We start from the raw sequence: 15,171 nt of genomic DNA on the forward strand, positions 1-15,171 counted from the left end.
TGATCAGTAATTATCTCCGCTTGACCGTGATGGGAATGACATCTTTGTCAAACTCCTCCATCGCGAGGTAGAGCGGATCTATGGTCGTGCTCGTGATGAGAATGGGAGCGCCCATCGAGATCTGTAACGCCCGGGCACCGACGATGCGGGCCTTTTCATAGCGTGTATAGTTCTGCATCCGATTCCTCAAGAATTAGTCAACACAAGAATGGGGTCGCTGAGATTTGAACTCAGGTCAGAGCGTCCCGAACGCCCTAGGATGGTCCAGGCTACCCTACGACCCCTCATTGATAAGGATTGAGTTCATCAATAATCTCCTTGTGCGTGAGCAACATACGCCGGCAGCAATACCGATCCATATTGAGATCGTCGAGGATCTTTTTAGGATCCTCGCCCGCATCTCGGCGGCGCTTATATTCCTCATATGCAGTGGAGATTACTTTTCCACAAGTGAAACAGCGGACCGGTATCATATGGTTGCACCACTAACGTAAGCTGTATTCGTAATAAAGCTCACCGGTATGACTTCTGGAATTTCTTGCGTGCACCACGACCGTGTGGCTTCTTAGCTTCCTTCTGACGGGAATCATTTACCAGCAGGCTGCGATCATATGCAAGATAAACATCCTTAAGTTTCGGGTCACTGTGCCACTGTACAATCCCACGTGCAAGTGCTGTCCGGGCGGCTTCTGCCTGACCCATGACCCCACCACCGCGAACCTTAATCGCGACATCCACGCCTTCAAGCGCAGTCGGGACCAGTTGAAGCGGCTCGGCGATCTTCATCCGTGCAAGTTCGGTGGAAAAGACGTCAAGAATCAGGGAGTTAATCCTGACGACACCTTTTCCAGGTCTGAAGGTTGCACGGGCAATCGCTGTCTTCCGCTTACCACTCGTGTTGATCACTTTTGACATCTTCATCCCTCCTTAGAACTTTGCTCCAAGGAAATTGCTGACTGTTCCAAGGGTCACACATGCGGGCGTGTTCAGCCGTGTCTTGTGAGCGTCTGCAAGTTTCTCTGCTGCAATCCCGTCAAGTTCGCAGGGAATGCCAACATAGATCTTAATCCGCTTCATTGCCTCGACACCGCGCTGCCGCTTGTACGGAACCATCCCGCGGATGGTCCGCTTCAGGATGTGATCCGGCCTGCGTGGGAAGAACGGACCACCTTCACGTGATCCACGTTCCCTCTTGTGCTTGTAGTTGCCAAGAACACGGGCACGGCTTCCTGAGATCACTGCCTTCTCTGCATTGATGACTGCGATCTCTTCACCGGCAAGTGCACGCTTTGCAACCACGCTGGAAAGTCTGCCTACAAGCAGTCCGTCTCCATCGATTACCGTTACCATCTGATACTCACCTCAGAATCCTTACGTGGCTGCCTTTCGGGTTCTGTGCAAGGAGCTGCTCAATACTGAGACATTCTCCCTGTTTCCCCGCGATCTTGTCTTCAGCTGCCTCTGAAAAGTTCAGTGCTGCAACTGTAACCCGGCAATCCAGAAGGCCGCTCCCCAGTACCTTTCCAGGCACCAGCAGGGTTTCGCCTTCCTTGGCGTACCGGTTGATCTTGCTCACGTTCACTTCTGCGTAGTTTTTACTTGACTTCTCAAGTCTGACCGCGATGTCGCGCCAGATCTGCACCTCATTCTCACTCGACGTCTTCTTCAGGAGCCTGATGAGTTCGGTGAGGCGCGGATTGGACTTATCATAACTTTTGCTCATGATCCGTTACCCCCTGATTTCGCTGAGCGCTTCGAGGAGTCCGTCTGATTGATTCTTCAGAAACAGCAGCCCCTGGCTTAGGACCTCTCGTGCAGGAAGTGAACCATCACCCTCCATCGAGAAGATGAACCGCTTATCATCCATGATAATATGAATGGCAGGCTCATCGCCGATCCCACTGTTCAGGCAGGCCTGTTCACAGAGCCGGCAGAGTGAACACTGTATATCGCCACCCTCCTTTACTGTGACCTTTCCGCCTTTAACCTCCAGGATATTCTTGGGACAGACCTCCACACACAATCCACATCCGTCGCATGTTTTTTCAGGACTGATGATTGGATAGTTCTTGTATCCGCAGACCGTTACCGGCTGCCACTTTGAGTGTTCAAAGCCGCGATCCAGGATTGCATATGCTTCAATTACGACTTTCTGGTTCTTCTCAAGCTTGACAATTGGAATATTGCCTGCTGCCGGATGAACCGCGGGATCCTGGGAGATGAGGTCTTCAGAAAGGACCATGCGTGGCCCTTCAACGCTCATCGTCAGGGTAACCGTGCACTTGGAACAGCCCTTGCCTTCGCAAGTGCATTGATTCCGGGGTACGTAACTCTTCAGGTCTGTGGTGAGTGGTATGAGTCCGATCCGGTGTGCAAGCATTTCATCAAAGAGTGCGCTCGTATTGTCATAGATCTTAAGATCCTCGACAGCGAACGTCATGACTTCGCTCTGCATCGCCCGACGGAGTGCATTTGCAAATGCAATATGCGATTCACTCAGCACAAACGAGGTGCTGTTGTCCTCAAGGCTGCTGAATTCGATCTTCATCAGACCCGACGACCTCTCTTCCCGCCCTTTGCCCTGCAGGAGTCGTGTGGTACTGGCGTGACATCTTCAATGATACCGATACGAACACCGGCACGGGCGAGAGCACGGATTGCTGCCTGGGCACCAGGCCCTGGTGAGCGCTGCTTTCCCCGTCCGGGTGCACGGACCTTCACATGAAGTCCGACAAGCCCTTTTTCCTTGGCTGCCTGGGCAACATTCTGTGCCATCTGCATGGCAGCGTATGGAGAACTTTCATTACGTGCCTGCTTGACGACCATTCCACCACTGCTCTTGGTGATCGTCTCGGCGCCGGTCTGATCGGTGACGGTGATGATGGTGTTGTTAAAGGAGGCGTAGATATGTGCAACGCCCCACTTTTCCTTCCCTTCAGCCATATTTATCTCCCTACCTTGGCGATACGCTGTCTCTCTCCATGAATGTCACTGACCAGCGGTGAAGAGCCTGCATATGAGATCTGTTCCTGTTCAGCTGCACTGACAGTGTATCCCGGAATGGTTACTCTTCTGCCGTTGATGGAGATATGTCCGTGCGTAATGAATTGGCGTGCCTGTTTCGGCGAGCGTGCAAATCCACGGCGGTAGACCAGACTCTGCAGTCTGCGGTCGAGCTGCTGCTCAACGCGGACAGATAGAACATCATCTATACCTGCATTCTCACCAAGAATGCCGATGCGGTTTAAGTGCCCGATAAGTTCGGCTTTCTTCCGCTCGATGATCTCCTGACCTGCACCACCTGACTGCAGTGCGATGATCTCACGGGCAGCCTTACGGTACCGTCGGAGCGCGCCCTTGGCGATCCAGACTTCCCGCTTGTTACGCAGACCGTACTCAATCACCAGTTTGGTCTCTTCCTCGATACGGGAGAGTTCAAATGGGCGTTTTGGGGTCTGGTACTGTTTATGGTTCTTTCCTGGATATCCCATGATTCACCCTCACGTAGTTTTTCTCTTGACACCAACAATCAGACCGGTTCTTCCGGTAGACTTGGTGCGCTGACCACGGACCTTCTGTCCGGTCTCGTGTCTGATTCCACGGTATGCACGAATCTTCTTGAGAATGTTGATGTCGTCCTCATTTGTGAGGGAGAGATCGCTTCCGATGATATGCTTAGGAGCACCGGTGTAGACATCTTTTGGCCGGTTGGTCATCCATACCGGAATGCGTTCTGCATAGGTATTGACAACTTCACGAATCCGGTCAACAGACGCTTCATCGAGTTTTCCAATAAGTTCGTGCTTAGGGACCTCAGCCGCCTTCGCAATAATCTGGGCGGCATGTCTGCCAACCCCTTTGATACCTGTCAGTGCTACAATGACTGATTTGGTACCGTCGAGGTCAGTGTTGAGAACCCTGACGAAATAATTAATTTCCTGATCTTCCTGAGCCATGCAATGCCTCGCTTTATGAGAAAGCGCCTGCGTGTCAAGCGTTGAGGGAGGGATTTGAACCCCCGAGTCCCAAGGGGACACAGGGTTAGCAACCCTGCGCCATACCTGGCTTGGCTACCTCAACAATCAAATTCGCATCTGTGTAGACACTCGCAACAGAAACTCTGTTGCTACAGGAATTGTGCTTACCAATGTGGTAGAGATTCAGATATAAGAGTTATGATATTCAGGGCAATAATTGATAAGAAAAATTTCGAATTCAAAGAATCCGGGATGATTATTCTTGTTTTTTTGCTGCACGTACTGCTCCTGATCCAATGAGCGCGGAGGTTACCAGCGGGAGAGCGATAGTGGCATCACAGAAGCACTGAACATTTGAGCAGGTGCATGACTCCTTGCCCCAAGACATTGCCTCTTCAAACGTACATCCTGAAAGCCCGCCAAAGTGCGGCGTGTCAGTGGTGTACTGGATCGCATAGTCATGACCACTGCAGTCACTCTTATGAATCGATGCAATGACCTGAGTCTGCTGGATAAAGTTCTTGGGAACTCCACCTCCGATGTAGACGACTCCAGTCTTTGCAGTTTTTTCAACAAGACTAGTTATCTCATCAGCATCCTGGATCTGATCAACAAGAATTCTGATCCCCTGCCGCCGGGCAATCACAAGGCCAATCCCTATTGAGGAGTCACACAGTGCAGGGATGAAGATTGGAACATTTGATGCTGCACAGGTTGCAGTCAGAGATCTCCCTTTTGGATAGGTATCAATCAGCCATTGTCCAAGAACTCTGATAAATGAGGCCGATGAACCTTCAAACCCGCCATGGGATCGTGCAAACTCTGCTATAATATTGTCAACTTTTCTGAACTGTTCCTCGTATGCAAAGACATCGTAGATACGATCGATTCCATTCTCAAAGAGTTCGATATCATCAACGTGATGGTGTCCGAGGTAATGCCTGATTCCGCAGTGTTCACATATATCATGGAAAATGTTAGCTCCGGTAGAGACGATCGCATCTACAAACCGTCTGCTGACAAGTTCGATGAGACACTCCTGCATCCCTGCTGGAATCATTGCACCTGACAGACCAAGCAGGATCGTGACCTGTGGATCCTTCAGCATATCTTTCCAGACTGCCACCGATTCACCAAGTTTTCTTCCCTGAAATCCGGTCCTGCTCATACCATCAAGAAGGGCAGAAACATCAGAAACGGGCCTGACCGGTGTCGTTGGATCCAGCATCATTGGATAGCGTTGGAAATCAGGAGATAAATAAGATAATGCAACAGTTCTGATACTCTGAACCAAGGAATCTCAAATGTTCTCAAATGATATGCAAAAGATAATTCAAAGATAAATATCGTTGAAAAAAGGATCAGAGTGCCTGGATTAATGACTGGCGGGTCACGATGCCAACGACCTTGCCATTCTCAGTTACCGGCACGCTGCTGAAATTCTTGGTGCACATAAGATCTATCACCTTGTTCAGAGGCGATCCCATCTCAACACTCTGCACTGATGCGGTCATGATATCCTGCACAAGGATGTTACGGACTTGATGCTCCTGGTGGCGGTCATCAACCGAGTCGCGGAACTTCAGAAGGGCAACAGCAACATCAGTTTCAGAAACAATGCCTGCCATCTTCCCCTCGTTCATGACAACAAACCGGGCAATATTCTCATCAATCATCTTTCTGCGCAGGTGAACCATTCTTTCACCGGAATCGATGAACTGGACACGCTCCATTACAGATGTCAGATCACCATCAGGGACCATCTTTCCGAGAATGTCACCTGAATTAACCTGACCGATCAGTTTGTTATCTGAGTCATAAACAACCGCGAGTTTGTACCGCTCCTGCAGGAGTGGGATGAGGACATCAACTTCCTGATCATCATAGATGAAGGTAAAATCATCATCGATTGTATTGGAAACGTGGATAGCATTCGGTGAGACCTCTGTGCTGTGCTTTGCACCAAGTTTCTCCACGATTTTGTGACGGGACACTGTGCCAACCACTTCATCGTTGTGGACTACGATCAACGGGTCCATTCCGACATCGAGCATTTTATCCAGTGCTTCGGTTACCGGGACTGACTTTGCAACAGTCACCGGTTTGGACATAACATCCCTGACAAGTATAGTATTGGTCATAAAATCACTTCTCCTATGATATCATCTCTGGTTATAATTCCTTTTAGTCCCTGTCCATTCGTGATAATAAGGCAAGATATATGTTTTTCTGCCATTTCACGAATGACATCGCCAGTCCGCGCTTTGTCATCAAGTGTGATCACCGGTGATCTCATCACATCTCCAGCCTTGAGTTTTTCAGGTTGAGTTCGTCCTTCCTGTGCAAAGGTGAGATCACTTTCAGAAATAATACCACTCATGCTGCCATCTTCTCCGGTTACTACAACTTTTCCACAACCAGACTGCATCAGATCGATCACATGATCGAGTGAATGTTCCTTTGTTACCTGTTGTACATCATGCATCACCCCGGATACCGGACGATCCAGGCTTTTTACAAGCGGGGATCGTATCATGTCAGATTTGGTCACCATTCCGAGAACCATTCCCTGGTCTATTACCGGAAATCCCGAGATCTTATGGGTTACCATCAGAACCAGTGCATCATGAATACTGCTGCCTGGTGATATACTGATGATATCTACAGTCATGACAGATGAAACTGGCTCATTATCAGGAGATCTCCGCCGCCAGGCCGGGTCACGACTCCTGAGTCTGTACCCAATATCCTTTTTGGTGATGATCCCTACAGCCCTTTGACCATCCATAACCAGAACTCTGGAGATATGGTGTTTCAGCATGAGGTTTCTGACATAGGAGACAGTATCATCGGGACCACAGACCCGTACGGGTGAACTCATCAGATCAGATATCAGCATGGTTCATCACCCACTCTGCTGTTCTGTCGAGAGAGCCCTGACGAGATCAAATTCAGTTACGAGACCGGCAAGCCTGCTGTTCTCAATCACCGGGAGAGCACCTACACCTTTCTCAAGCATTCTTCTGGCCGCCTCAGTGATGGTCTGGTCAGGTTCAATGGTGTACAGGTTTCCATTTACAAGATCTCTGACTGGTTTTGCCATCACCTCTGCAACGTGACCGGTTACAAGGCTCTCAAACACTTTGCCTGAACCAATATACCGCACAATATCAGTGGCAGTGATAATCCCAAAGACCACATCATTCTTGACGATTGGAAGCCGTCTGAACTGGTGACTGGTCATTACTTTGGTCACCATCGAGAGCGGACAGTCAGGTTCCTGCACAAGAAGTGAGGAAGTCATCACATCACTCACCTTGAGAGTGCTGTATGCCCGGCAGAGAAGTTTGAGAACATCGCGTTCAGTGACGATGCCGGTGAGAACTCCTTCCTCATCAACAATTGGTATTCCACCGATACGATCCTGCAAAATGATCTGGATCGCTTCGGAAAGATTGGCGTGGGGAGGTAGCGTCCTGACATCAGGCTTCATGATCTTGCTGACGCTTTCATTGATGGCAGCAAGGAAGTTGCCATCATGCTTGATGTTGATGAGGTTGAACTTCTCACCTCCACCAAGAAAGTCTACCACGTCACGTGCAGTAAGAATACCTTTGAGACGATGAGTCCCGGGATCGACGATGGGCAGACGGCGGACACCCCACTCAGTGAGAGTCTCGATTGCACCTATGATCCGCATTGTTTGAGGAGCCGAGATGACCTGCCTGGTAGCAATTGAAAGTACTGTCCCTAGATCATTATCATGTCTGGTGTGCATAATTGGTCTGATATTTGAGAAATATGATCGCAAATCCATCCGTTACCTGGAGATACAGGTCCCGGTCTTTTCAAAAAACCAAAGGGATGGAGTTATTCAGGTCAGAGGCGGTCTTCTTCGTTGCAGAGTGAGCAGATAAGAGAACCGTCAACATTTGAGAGATCATCTGACATCCTCCCACATCTGCTACACATCCCTGAAGAAAGATCTTTCGCCTGATTGATATCAATGAGTTCACCCATGAGCTCATTGATCTCAGTCGAGACTGCCATAATATCCCTGACACTCACTATCCCGATGACAATCCCCTTATCATTAATAATCGGCAGACGACGAACCCGGTTCTTTATCATAAGATGGGCCGCATCTTCCACAGATTTATCACCATGAAGTGTTATGAGCGGGGATGTCATAATCTCGTAGACATGGGCCTCACTAGGCTTGATGTCTTTAGCCACAACCTTACAGTTGAGGTCCTGCTCAGTTACGATGCCGACGGCAACATTTTCCTTGAGAACGATACAGCTTCCGGAGGGATCTTTGTTGCACATCTTCCGTGCTGCATCTGCAACCGTTGCTCTATAATCTATGGTTTTCGGGTTCCTTCGCATGATATCCCGCACGGCCACCGAAGTGTCGAGCTGGATCTTCTCATTTGCGTATGTCATGGCTTTCACCTCTGTTATACCCGGGCAGATGCATCCAATCAGTTAATCATCCGGTTCAGATATTAATCCATCGGTCCCGGAATTTTCAGAAAGGATAGGAAACCTGCCAGGGTGGGATAACAACAATAATAATCCCCTCTGATCATATCCATACAGAAGGAACTCCGGATTTGCGGGAGTAAATGCCGCTTCTGCCGGTCAGGACGATACATATGGGACTGAGTCAGACCTTCTCCAAAATTCTTACAAACCTCTTCCATAAGAAGACATCACGAATAGGAATTTACGGACCTCCAAATGCAGGAAAGACAACTCTGGCAAACCGGATCGCCAAAGAATGGTCAACAGGAGTTGAAGGGACGGTCAGTGAGATCCCTCATGAAACCCGGAGAGCGCTTCGGGCAGAAAATATCACGATTACCGGATCAAACGGAAAATCCATCACTATTGACATCGTTGACACCCCGGGAGTCACAACGAAGATTGATTATAACGAGTTCATCGAATACGGTATTGAACGGAGTGAAGCAATCGACAGGGCACGGGAGGCAACAGAAGGAGTTGCCGAAGCGATGCACTGGCTCAGGGAAGATATCGACGGGGTCATCTATATGATAGATGCGACAGCGGATCCCTTTGCACAGGTGAACATCATGATGGTCGGCATCATCGAGAGCAGACATCTTCCGGTTGTAATCGCTGCGAACAAGACTGATCTCCCTGATGCATCACCACAGCGGATCAAGACAGCCTTCCCCCAGCACCCTGTGGTCCCGATATCCTGTATCAACGGAACCAGAGTGGAAGATCTCTATGAAGAAATGATCAGGACATTTCGGTGAAGACCATGCAGGGTGTTCAAATCGATCTTATTTCTGCAGAACGGCTATCACGGATGCCATCCATGGAGAAAATCCGCCTGATTCTCGACAAGGTCAGGAGTGGAACCATCGTAATTCTTGAATCTGGTCTTTCGCCTGAAGAACAGAGTTCACTTATAGAGATGACAATGCAGGAGATACTACCTGACGAATTCTCAGGAATCGAGATTGAGACCTACCCCTCAAAACAGAAGAGTGGGGGGATGTTATCCCGGTTTGTACGGGGAGAGGGAGAATTAAGAAGACTTACAGTGATAGGACCGGCAAACCAACTAAAAATGATTAGGCGTGACCGGGATTTCATTAGTGCCTGGATCTCAGCTCGGTAATTATGCCACACATCTGTCTCCGGTGTAAAACCCGCCTTGAAGCTGCCCCTGGTCTGGCACCCCGCTGTCCTGCATGCGGAGGAACCAGATTTGCCTTTGAGTCGCCACGAAAGGCAGAAGCAGCAAAAGCACTAGAGTCTGTATCCCCCATTTCAGAAGAACCTCCACAGCCCACTAATGACATCAACATTCCTGTGGAAACCAGGCAAGTTGAAGAAAAGCAAAGTGAGCCACTTACTCCTGAATCAGTTGAAAGTATACGCATTGTTGAACCTGGCAAGTATGATCTGAATCTGCTCAGGCTTGCTGAGTCTGATGACCGCGTTATTCAGGTTGGAAAAGATGGAAACTTCCGGCTTGATCTTAACTCGATGATCAGGCCAAAGAAAAAACGTTGAGTTACGGGCATGCCCGTTATGTAATATTGTCCACCGCATACCCTTTGCTTGCGAGCAGATCGATAACCCGTTCACGATGGTTTCCCTGCAATTCAATCGAGTTTCCCTTCACCGTCCCCCCACAGGCGAGTTTACTCTTCATGAATTTAGAGAGGTCTTCGAGATCGATGTCAGTAGGATCAAGCCCCTCGATCACTGTGACTTCTTTCCCATAACGACGTTTATTGACCTTTACGTTAATTCTCTGCTGCTCTTTTGCAACTTCTTCACAGATACACAGTTCTTTTGGTAGCCCGCAAATGGAGCAAATACCACCATTCATTACTATACCATCTCCCGTTTTGTTATTAAAGCCTTTTTATTGTCCGGTATCGGAACAAACCCATTTATAACCGAGATTAGAAAAGTCAGGCCATAGGAGATTATTACCCAGCCCATCCAACGTTGGATCATGTCAATTATGGTGCTCGGTACAGCTTCTCATGTTGGAAAGAGTACCGTGGTTACCGCGATATGCAGATTACTCCACCGGCGTTCAATCAGGCATGCCCCATACAAATCTCAAAACATGAGTCTGAACTCATATGTTACACGCGAGGGGGGTGAGATAGGAATTGCCCAGGCGATGCAGGCCATAGCAGCAGGTTTAGAGCCTGATATTTCAATGAACCCAATCCTGCTCAAGCCCAAAGGAGATCAGACCTCACAAATTGTGCTCATGGGAAAGCCATACCGTGACGTCAAAGCCTCCTCATATTATAATGAGACCGATTATCTCCTGGAGATAGCGATAGAAGCTGCCAACGTATTGCTTGACCGGTATCAGCACCTGGTTATTGAAGGGGCCGGTGGTGCTGCCGAGGTGAATCTGTACTCCCGCGACATCGCCAATATCAGACTTGCCCAGAAACTCAGATATCCAATCATTTTGGTTGCAGACATAGAACGTGGAGGCGTCTTTGCCCAGGTATATGGCACCATTTCACTTCTCCCTGATGAGATAAGATCCCTTGTAAAGGGGGTAATTATCAACAAATTCAGGGGAGACCCTGCTCTCTTTGATGAAGGGATCACAATCCTTGAAGCTCTCTGTCATATCCCGGTACTGGGTCTCGTACCGGCAACAGACATAGCCATCCCGAGCGAAGATTCACTCTCACTACAAGACAAAAAAGTAGTGGTAACACCAATTCGAATTGCTGTAATCCATCTCCCGCGGATATCAAATTTCACAGACTTTGAACTTCTTGAGCGTCATGCATCTGTTTCCTATGTGAAACCCGGCGAAAACCTTGGCGATTATGATGCCATCATTATTCCAGGAACAAAAAATACGGTTGAAGATCTACAGGTAATTCAGGCATCGGGTGCAGCAGATCAGATCAGGGTAGCACGAGCGAGAGGCGCTCCAGTGATTGGAATCTGTGGGGGATACCAGATGCTCTGCACGACTATCATCGACTCAGGGGTTGAGTCATGTGAGGGAGAATATCGAGGAATCGGACTCATCCCGGGAACCACCCAGTTCATCGGGTACGAAAAGACTACCACCCAGGTAACCCGCTGCTCATCAGGAGTCGGTCCAATCCTCTCACGTATCTCTGAAGTGAGCGGGTATGAGATTCATATGGGAGATACCAATCATCCAAAAGTTAAAACTGCTTTTTTGGATGAAGGGGCAGTCTCTGATGATGGTCTTGTAATAGGGACCTATATGCATGGCCTATTCACAAATCCATCTGCGGTTAAAGCCCTGGTCTCATATCTTTGCGAGCAGAAAGGAATCATATGGAATGAAAGTGAGGAACAGGGAGATCCATTCGATGCCCTGGCAGATCACTTTGAAAAATATGTCCGATTTGATGAGATTCTGAAACACTTCAAATAAAAAGGAGAAATTTCCAGTTAACCGATGATATTCATGATACTACGAAACCCCTCTGATGAGAGATCATCGCATATAACTGCTTCAACTTTTGCAAGGTCAATCTCCTCGCTATGACGCTGAAGAGTGCAGTAAGCACGGGCAGGGGAGGCAACCTCTTTGCCAGCTACTCTGAACCTGACAGAATGGGCACAGAACCTGCAGTGATCTAGGTCCTCTTTTTTTGAAGACAGGCACTCCACATATCCTTTCTCTACCTGAAGTGTACGGACAGGACGGCTCATGCTCCTTCTCCGGAAATCCCTTCAATAATGATCTCCCCACCTGACAACTCCTTCATCTCGTCATTAATAATGGATGCTGCTTTCTCCTTTTCCCGCTCAAGATGATGAACCCGGCCTTCAAGTTTTCCTGATTCCTCATCGATGTGTTTTATTTCACGTTCGAGATCGAGAATGGCAATCTCAAACGAAGAATACTTTTCTGCTGCAGTGTGCGAGGAAAGTATATCGCGATCATGCTGACATTTTTCCTCTCCGTTTCGCCATAATACAACTGAACCTGTCATCTGGTCCATGTATGAATCAGCATTTACAAACAACGATTTTTCAAATGAATTTTTCAGGGGGATTGAATCGTTTGCTATTGATTTGAAAATCTCTTCTGATGTAGATTTTACAAGATGCACAAATTCAGGATCAGCATATTGCTGGAGTACGGCCATCTGGATAAGACTGTCAAGATGTTTCTCCTCACCCTTTCTTTTCTCGTCCTGTACAATCCGCAGCGCACGACGCCAGATAGGAAGAGCAGTTCTTACAAGAGCATCAAGCGTTTCAAATAACTCAAGAGTCCTTCGCTTTTCGTCTTCAAACGCTGCCATTGCATCCGCATATTCCCGGTATTCATGGCTTGAAGCATGCGTATCCCGATCACGGGAGAGGTCATCTTTTCGCTTGAGACGTTCACTACGCTTTTCATCCATCTCTTTCCTGATGGTGTTCACTTCAGCGAGTTCATCTTCAGCATCCTGCACCTGCTTTATCCCCTCCCTGACAGCCTCAATGCTGGCAAGTCTGATCCGGGAGTTTTTTATGGCTTCAGTAAGGAGGTTGAGTTCTTTTCCAATCTGATCCATCAGTTGCCTGAAGACCTTCACCTCATCTGCATACAGGTGGTGCAGGTAGCGGCCGGGGCCACGGTATGCCTTAAAGCAGCAGTTGATCAATTCGGCAACCTGCTGGTAATAGGTCTCATCATCGTCAGAGAATTCGACATCAAGGGCATCTTCGACCTTATGCTTGAACTGTGGGAGGTTATGCCGGTTCACCTGCTCGACCTTGGGGTGCATGGGTTCTGGAGTAGAATCCTCTTTCCCAAACTCTCCAAGAAGTTGAAGAATATCCTGCCTGGCTTTTTCAATGACCTCACGTGAATCAATGAACTGCTCAGAGCGGAGACTGACACAGGTCTGCTCTTCGGTATCAAGCCATGCAGGAAGGTCAGCAAAACTCGTAGTACTCGATTTTGATTCTGTTTTTTTGGATTTGAATAATTCGGTTATTCGTTTAAACATGATCTTCCCCTGATAAATACTCGATTTTAGGATCGCCGTCATCCCGGTCAAGATCCCTGATGCGATCAATACCATGAATTTCATGTATCACATCAACCACTGCAGATGGAACCAGACGTTCCCAAGGTTTGCCGGCCCTCATTCGATCCCTTATAGAGGTCCCGGAATGTGATTCTCGTTTAAACATGGAGGGTGAACAGACCGGGATTCCTGCTTCTGAAAAGAGCCTGATAACAAGAGGATTACTTGTGTATACAGTATCAAACGGAGGTGTCATTGAGGTGATATGGGCAACCCAGAGGGCATTTCGTTTGATATCTTCTATGGGAATTACATAATACGGACAGCATAAGCCTTCCAGAGCTCTTGTTATCATCAAAACCCGTTCACCTGCAGTGAACGGATTTTCAAGATCATGGCTAAGCTGGGCACTTCCAATTCCTATGATTAGTTCATCTGCTTCCCTTGTGATGCGATCAATAACAGTTAGATGACCGTTGTGAAACGGTTGAAACCTTCCTATGTAAAATGCACGTTTCACGATCTTCCTCCTGCAACCATGGTTGCTATTCTTGCCGCGAACGCCCCCGCAACAAATCCGGCATCAATATTTACCACTGTCAGCACTGAACATGACTGGAGCATACTTGCAAGGGCAGCCTCTCCTTTCCCCATATATCCATATCCGGTTGAGACCGGAACACCGATCACCGGTTGATCCATAAGACCTGCAACGACTGCCGGAAGAGTTCCTTCCCTTCCCGCGGCCACAACAAAAGCATGACAGTCCCGCATCTCCTCAAGTACCGGAAAGAGCCGATGCAGACCAGCAACACCGACATCATAGGAGGTGCGAACAATACACCCCATCTCCTCAGCAATAACCCGGGCTTCTTCTGCAACCCTGATATCAGAGGTTCCTGCAGTGATTACTCCGATGATACCACCGGTTCGCTGCACTTTCGGAGCACCAGTGAGTACCATGATCCTGCCTTCTGGGGAATATTCATACGATATGCCAAGACGTTCTGTTATCTCCTGCAAAGCAGGCAGGGTATCAGGATCGATCCTTGTGATAACACACCTGCCAGCCCGGCGTGCATACCCTTCTGCTATGGCATACAGGTGTGAAGGATCTTTTCCTTCAGCAAGCACCACTTCAGGAATCCCACACCGGCCTGCCCGCTCAAGATCAAGATGTGCAATAGAACCGATATGACCTGTGCTCCTTTTCTGGATCTCTATTTCAGCCTCATCGGGGGAGAGAACCCCTCTTCTGACACGTTCCAGAAGATCCCGCAGATCACCATCAGGCTTCATATAAGATAGTAAGATATGAGTCAAAGATTACATAATAGGTTCATTGTGGTGAGTTATCTCTTCTATATCGCCGTCTTCGGTTCGGCCGCCTGTCTCTTTTTATGGCTGCGCGATATCAGGATATTTATGAGAACCGGCCTTGATGGGTACCGGATTTCGGCACGAACAGGAGTTATTCACACCGCGATCACAACCGCTGGAGCAGGCGAGATAATGCTCTTTCCATCTGCCGATATTCTCGGAATCGGGATTGTCCTGCTTGGATTGTATCTCCAGGGACAGCAGAAGAGAGAGGTTGTTTTTTCAACAGAATCCGTCATAGACCGGGCACTTGGGAAGGCCCGGATAAAGCGATAGTT

General features: G+C 48.5%; 24 protein-coding genes and 2 tRNA genes. 5 read left to right on the forward strand and 21 right to left on the reverse strand.

Annotation, left to right across the window (positions count from 1 at the left end; all coding sequences use genetic code 11):
* Nucleotides 1–10 precede the first annotated feature (10 nt).
* From DK846_RS06870 to DK846_RS06945, 16 genes are all read right to left on the reverse strand, one after another.
* Nucleotides 11–178 (reverse strand): DNA-directed RNA polymerase subunit K, encoded by a 168-nt coding sequence (locus DK846_RS06870; RefSeq protein WP_109968191.1) that lies wholly within the window; start codon nucleotides 176–178, stop codon nucleotides 11–13.
* Between the two features lie 31 nt (nucleotides 179–209).
* A tRNA-Pro gene (locus DK846_RS06875) sits at nucleotides 210–284 on the reverse strand.
* Nucleotides 285–473: a DNA-directed RNA polymerase subunit N gene (locus DK846_RS06880; RefSeq protein ID WP_109968192.1), complete on the reverse strand. Its 189-nt coding sequence runs from the start codon at nucleotides 471–473 to the stop codon at nucleotides 285–287.
* Nucleotides 474–513: 40 nt separating this feature from the next.
* Nucleotides 514–915, reverse strand: coding sequence for a 30S ribosomal protein S9 (locus DK846_RS06885; RefSeq protein ID WP_109968193.1), 402 nt, complete (start codon nucleotides 913–915; stop codon nucleotides 514–516).
* Nucleotides 916–927: 12 nt separating this feature from the next.
* Nucleotides 928–1,350 (reverse strand): 50S ribosomal protein L13, encoded by a 423-nt coding sequence (locus DK846_RS06890; RefSeq protein WP_109968194.1) that lies wholly within the window; start codon nucleotides 1,348–1,350, stop codon nucleotides 928–930.
* Between the two features lie 7 nt (nucleotides 1,351–1,357).
* Nucleotides 1,358–1,723, reverse strand: coding sequence for a 50S ribosomal protein L18e (locus DK846_RS06895; RefSeq protein ID WP_109968195.1), 366 nt, complete (start codon nucleotides 1,721–1,723; stop codon nucleotides 1,358–1,360).
* A 6-nt stretch (nucleotides 1,724–1,729) separates the two neighbouring features.
* Nucleotides 1,730–2,548: a DNA-directed RNA polymerase subunit D gene (locus DK846_RS06900; RefSeq protein ID WP_109968196.1), complete on the reverse strand. Its 819-nt coding sequence runs from the start codon at nucleotides 2,546–2,548 to the stop codon at nucleotides 1,730–1,732.
* Nucleotides 2,548–2,943, reverse strand: a complete 396-nt coding sequence (locus DK846_RS06905) for a 30S ribosomal protein S11 (protein ID WP_109968197.1) — start codon at nucleotides 2,941–2,943, stop codon at nucleotides 2,548–2,550. The genes DK846_RS06900 and DK846_RS06905 overlap by 1 nt, the downstream gene beginning before the upstream one ends.
* 2 nt (nucleotides 2,944–2,945) lie before the next feature.
* Nucleotides 2,946–3,491, reverse strand: a complete 546-nt coding sequence (locus tag DK846_RS06910) for a 30S ribosomal protein S4 (RefSeq protein WP_109968198.1) — start codon at nucleotides 3,489–3,491, stop codon at nucleotides 2,946–2,948.
* A gap of 9 nt (nucleotides 3,492–3,500) precedes the next feature.
* Nucleotides 3,501–3,956, reverse strand: coding sequence for a 30S ribosomal protein S13 (locus DK846_RS06915; protein ID WP_109968199.1), 456 nt, complete (start codon nucleotides 3,954–3,956; stop codon nucleotides 3,501–3,503).
* A gap of 39 nt (nucleotides 3,957–3,995) precedes the next feature.
* A tRNA-Ser gene (locus DK846_RS06920) sits at nucleotides 3,996–4,080 on the reverse strand.
* 153 nt (nucleotides 4,081–4,233) lie between these two features.
* Nucleotides 4,234–5,208 (reverse strand): deoxyhypusine synthase, encoded by a 975-nt coding sequence (locus tag DK846_RS06925; RefSeq protein WP_109968200.1) that lies wholly within the window; start codon nucleotides 5,206–5,208, stop codon nucleotides 4,234–4,236.
* 130 nt (nucleotides 5,209–5,338) lie between these two features.
* On the reverse strand, nucleotides 5,339–6,118 hold the full coding sequence (locus tag DK846_RS06930) for a CBS domain-containing protein (RefSeq protein WP_109968201.1): 780 nt from the start codon (nucleotides 6,116–6,118) through the stop codon (nucleotides 5,339–5,341).
* Nucleotides 6,115–6,876, reverse strand: coding sequence for a CBS domain-containing protein (locus tag DK846_RS06935; RefSeq protein WP_109968202.1), 762 nt, complete (start codon nucleotides 6,874–6,876; stop codon nucleotides 6,115–6,117). The genes DK846_RS06930 and DK846_RS06935 overlap by 4 nt, the downstream gene beginning before the upstream one ends.
* Nucleotides 6,877–6,882: 6 nt before the next feature.
* On the reverse strand, nucleotides 6,883–7,794 hold the full coding sequence (locus DK846_RS06940; RefSeq protein ID WP_245926489.1) for a CBS domain-containing protein: 912 nt from the start codon (nucleotides 7,792–7,794) through the stop codon (nucleotides 6,883–6,885).
* A 62-nt stretch (nucleotides 7,795–7,856) separates the two neighbouring features.
* Nucleotides 7,857–8,423 (reverse strand): CBS domain-containing protein, encoded by a 567-nt coding sequence (locus tag DK846_RS06945; protein ID WP_109968203.1) that lies wholly within the window; start codon nucleotides 8,421–8,423, stop codon nucleotides 7,857–7,859.
* 212 nt (nucleotides 8,424–8,635) lie between these two features.
* Here DK846_RS06945 and DK846_RS06950 point away from each other — a divergent pair, with 212 nt between their 5' ends.
* The 3 genes from DK846_RS06950 to DK846_RS06960 are packed head-to-tail and all read left to right on the forward strand — an operon-like array spanning nucleotide 8,636 to nucleotide 10,031.
* Nucleotides 8,636–9,265, forward strand: a complete 630-nt coding sequence (locus DK846_RS06950) for an Era-like GTP-binding protein (RefSeq protein WP_109968204.1) — start codon at nucleotides 8,636–8,638, stop codon at nucleotides 9,263–9,265.
* 5 nt (nucleotides 9,266–9,270) lie between these two features.
* Nucleotides 9,271–9,633 carry a DUF2073 domain-containing protein gene (locus DK846_RS06955; protein WP_109968396.1) on the forward strand — a complete coding sequence of 121 codons (363 nt, stop codon included), beginning with the start codon at nucleotides 9,271–9,273 and terminating at the stop codon, nucleotides 9,631–9,633.
* A gap of 2 nt (nucleotides 9,634–9,635) precedes the next feature.
* On the forward strand, nucleotides 9,636–10,031 hold the full coding sequence (locus DK846_RS06960; RefSeq protein WP_109968205.1) for a Zn-ribbon domain-containing protein: 396 nt from the start codon (nucleotides 9,636–9,638) through the stop codon (nucleotides 10,029–10,031).
* Between the two features lie 16 nt (nucleotides 10,032–10,047).
* Here the strand turns inward: DK846_RS06960 and yciH are convergent, their stop codons facing one another.
* The gene (yciH, locus tag DK846_RS06965; protein ID WP_109968206.1) at nucleotides 10,048–10,353 is read right to left on the reverse strand and encodes a stress response translation initiation inhibitor YciH; all 306 of its coding nucleotides are present in this window, start codon (nucleotides 10,351–10,353) and stop codon (nucleotides 10,048–10,050) included.
* Nucleotides 10,354–10,482: 129 nt separating this feature from the next.
* Between yciH and DK846_RS06970 the strand changes: the two genes are divergently transcribed.
* The gene (locus tag DK846_RS06970) at nucleotides 10,483–11,919 is read left to right on the forward strand and encodes a cobyric acid synthase (protein WP_109968207.1); all 1,437 of its coding nucleotides are present in this window, start codon (nucleotides 10,483–10,485) and stop codon (nucleotides 11,917–11,919) included.
* A 17-nt stretch (nucleotides 11,920–11,936) separates the two neighbouring features.
* On the opposite strand, the gene DK846_RS06975 is transcribed toward DK846_RS06970, so the two are convergent.
* Genes DK846_RS06975 through larB form a run of 4 tightly spaced genes read right to left on the reverse strand, consistent with a single transcriptional unit; the run spans nucleotide 11,937 to nucleotide 14,812 of the window.
* The gene (locus DK846_RS06975; protein WP_109968208.1) at nucleotides 11,937–12,200 is read right to left on the reverse strand and encodes a hypothetical protein; all 264 of its coding nucleotides are present in this window, start codon (nucleotides 12,198–12,200) and stop codon (nucleotides 11,937–11,939) included.
* Entirely contained in the window at nucleotides 12,197–13,492 is a 1,296-nt protein-coding gene (locus DK846_RS06980) for a hypothetical protein (protein ID WP_109968209.1), read from the reverse strand. The genes DK846_RS06975 and DK846_RS06980 overlap by 4 nt, the downstream gene beginning before the upstream one ends.
* Entirely contained in the window at nucleotides 13,485–14,033 is a 549-nt protein-coding gene (locus DK846_RS06985) for a nicotinamide-nucleotide adenylyltransferase (RefSeq protein ID WP_109968210.1), read from the reverse strand. Before DK846_RS06985 ends, DK846_RS06980 begins: the two co-directional genes overlap by 8 nt.
* On the reverse strand, nucleotides 14,030–14,812 hold the full coding sequence (larB, locus tag DK846_RS06990; protein WP_109968211.1) for a nickel pincer cofactor biosynthesis protein LarB: 783 nt from the start codon (nucleotides 14,810–14,812) through the stop codon (nucleotides 14,030–14,032). Before larB ends, DK846_RS06985 begins: the two co-directional genes overlap by 4 nt.
* Nucleotides 14,813–14,827: 15 nt before the next feature.
* Here larB and DK846_RS06995 point away from each other — a divergent pair, with 15 nt between their 5' ends.
* The gene (locus DK846_RS06995) at nucleotides 14,828–15,169 is read left to right on the forward strand and encodes an ABC transporter permease (protein WP_245926490.1); all 342 of its coding nucleotides are present in this window, start codon (nucleotides 14,828–14,830) and stop codon (nucleotides 15,167–15,169) included.
* The last annotated feature ends 2 nt before the right edge of the window (nucleotides 15,170–15,171 follow it).

Source organism: Methanospirillum lacunae (assembly GCF_003173355.1).
GTDB lineage: Archaea > Halobacteriota > Methanomicrobia > Methanomicrobiales > Methanospirillaceae > Methanospirillum > Methanospirillum lacunae.

Excerpts from the sequence above, each read along its gene's own strand:
- DK846_RS06970 (WP_109968207.1), top strand. The coding sequence starts at position 10,483 with ATGTCAATTATGGTGCTCGGTACAGCTTCTCATGTTGGAAAGAGTACC.
- yciH (WP_109968206.1), bottom strand. The coding sequence starts at position 10,353 with ATGAATGGTGGTATTTGCTCCATTTGCGGGCTACCAAAAGAACTGTGT.
- DK846_RS06945 (WP_109968203.1), bottom strand. The coding sequence starts at position 8,423 with ATGACATACGCAAATGAGAAGATCCAGCTCGACACTTCGGTGGCCGTG.
- DK846_RS06980 (WP_109968209.1), bottom strand. The coding sequence starts at position 13,492 with ATGTTTAAACGAATAACCGAATTATTCAAATCCAAAAAAACAGAATCA.
- DK846_RS06950 (WP_109968204.1), top strand. The coding sequence starts at position 8,636 with ATGGGACTGAGTCAGACCTTCTCCAAAATTCTTACAAACCTCTTCCAT.
- DK846_RS06930 (WP_109968201.1), bottom strand. The coding sequence starts at position 6,118 with ATGACCAATACTATACTTGTCAGGGATGTTATGTCCAAACCGGTGACT.
- DK846_RS06870 (WP_109968191.1), bottom strand. The coding sequence starts at position 178 with ATGCAGAACTATACACGCTATGAAAAGGCCCGCATCGTCGGTGCCCGG.
- DK846_RS06910 (WP_109968198.1), bottom strand. The coding sequence starts at position 3,491 with ATGGGATATCCAGGAAAGAACCATAAACAGTACCAGACCCCAAAACGC.
- DK846_RS06955 (WP_109968396.1), top strand. The coding sequence starts at position 9,271 with ATGCAGGGTGTTCAAATCGATCTTATTTCTGCAGAACGGCTATCACGG.
- larB (WP_109968211.1), bottom strand. The coding sequence starts at position 14,812 with ATGAAGCCTGATGGTGATCTGCGGGATCTTCTGGAACGTGTCAGAAGA.
- DK846_RS06915 (WP_109968199.1), bottom strand. The coding sequence starts at position 3,956 with ATGGCTCAGGAAGATCAGGAAATTAATTATTTCGTCAGGGTTCTCAAC.
- DK846_RS06885 (WP_109968193.1), bottom strand. The coding sequence starts at position 915 with ATGTCAAAAGTGATCAACACGAGTGGTAAGCGGAAGACAGCGATTGCC.
- DK846_RS06960 (WP_109968205.1), top strand. The coding sequence starts at position 9,636 with ATGCCACACATCTGTCTCCGGTGTAAAACCCGCCTTGAAGCTGCCCCT.
- DK846_RS06940 (WP_245926489.1), bottom strand. The coding sequence starts at position 7,794 with ATGGATTTGCGATCATATTTCTCAAATATCAGACCAATTATGCACACC.
- DK846_RS06905 (WP_109968197.1), bottom strand. The coding sequence starts at position 2,943 with ATGGCTGAAGGGAAGGAAAAGTGGGGCGTTGCACATATCTACGCCTCC.
- DK846_RS06900 (WP_109968196.1), bottom strand. The coding sequence starts at position 2,548 with ATGAAGATCGAATTCAGCAGCCTTGAGGACAACAGCACCTCGTTTGTG.
- DK846_RS06975 (WP_109968208.1), bottom strand. The coding sequence starts at position 12,200 with ATGAGCCGTCCTGTCCGTACACTTCAGGTAGAGAAAGGATATGTGGAG.
- DK846_RS06880 (WP_109968192.1), bottom strand. The coding sequence starts at position 473 with ATGATACCGGTCCGCTGTTTCACTTGTGGAAAAGTAATCTCCACTGCA.
- DK846_RS06935 (WP_109968202.1), bottom strand. The coding sequence starts at position 6,876 with ATGCTGATATCTGATCTGATGAGTTCACCCGTACGGGTCTGTGGTCCC.
- DK846_RS06895 (WP_109968195.1), bottom strand. The coding sequence starts at position 1,723 with ATGAGCAAAAGTTATGATAAGTCCAATCCGCGCCTCACCGAACTCATC.
- DK846_RS06995 (WP_245926490.1), top strand. The coding sequence starts at position 14,828 with ATGAGTCAAAGATTACATAATAGGTTCATTGTGGTGAGTTATCTCTTC.
- DK846_RS06925 (WP_109968200.1), bottom strand. The coding sequence starts at position 5,208 with ATGATGCTGGATCCAACGACACCGGTCAGGCCCGTTTCTGATGTTTCT.
- DK846_RS06890 (WP_109968194.1), bottom strand. The coding sequence starts at position 1,350 with ATGGTAACGGTAATCGATGGAGACGGACTGCTTGTAGGCAGACTTTCC.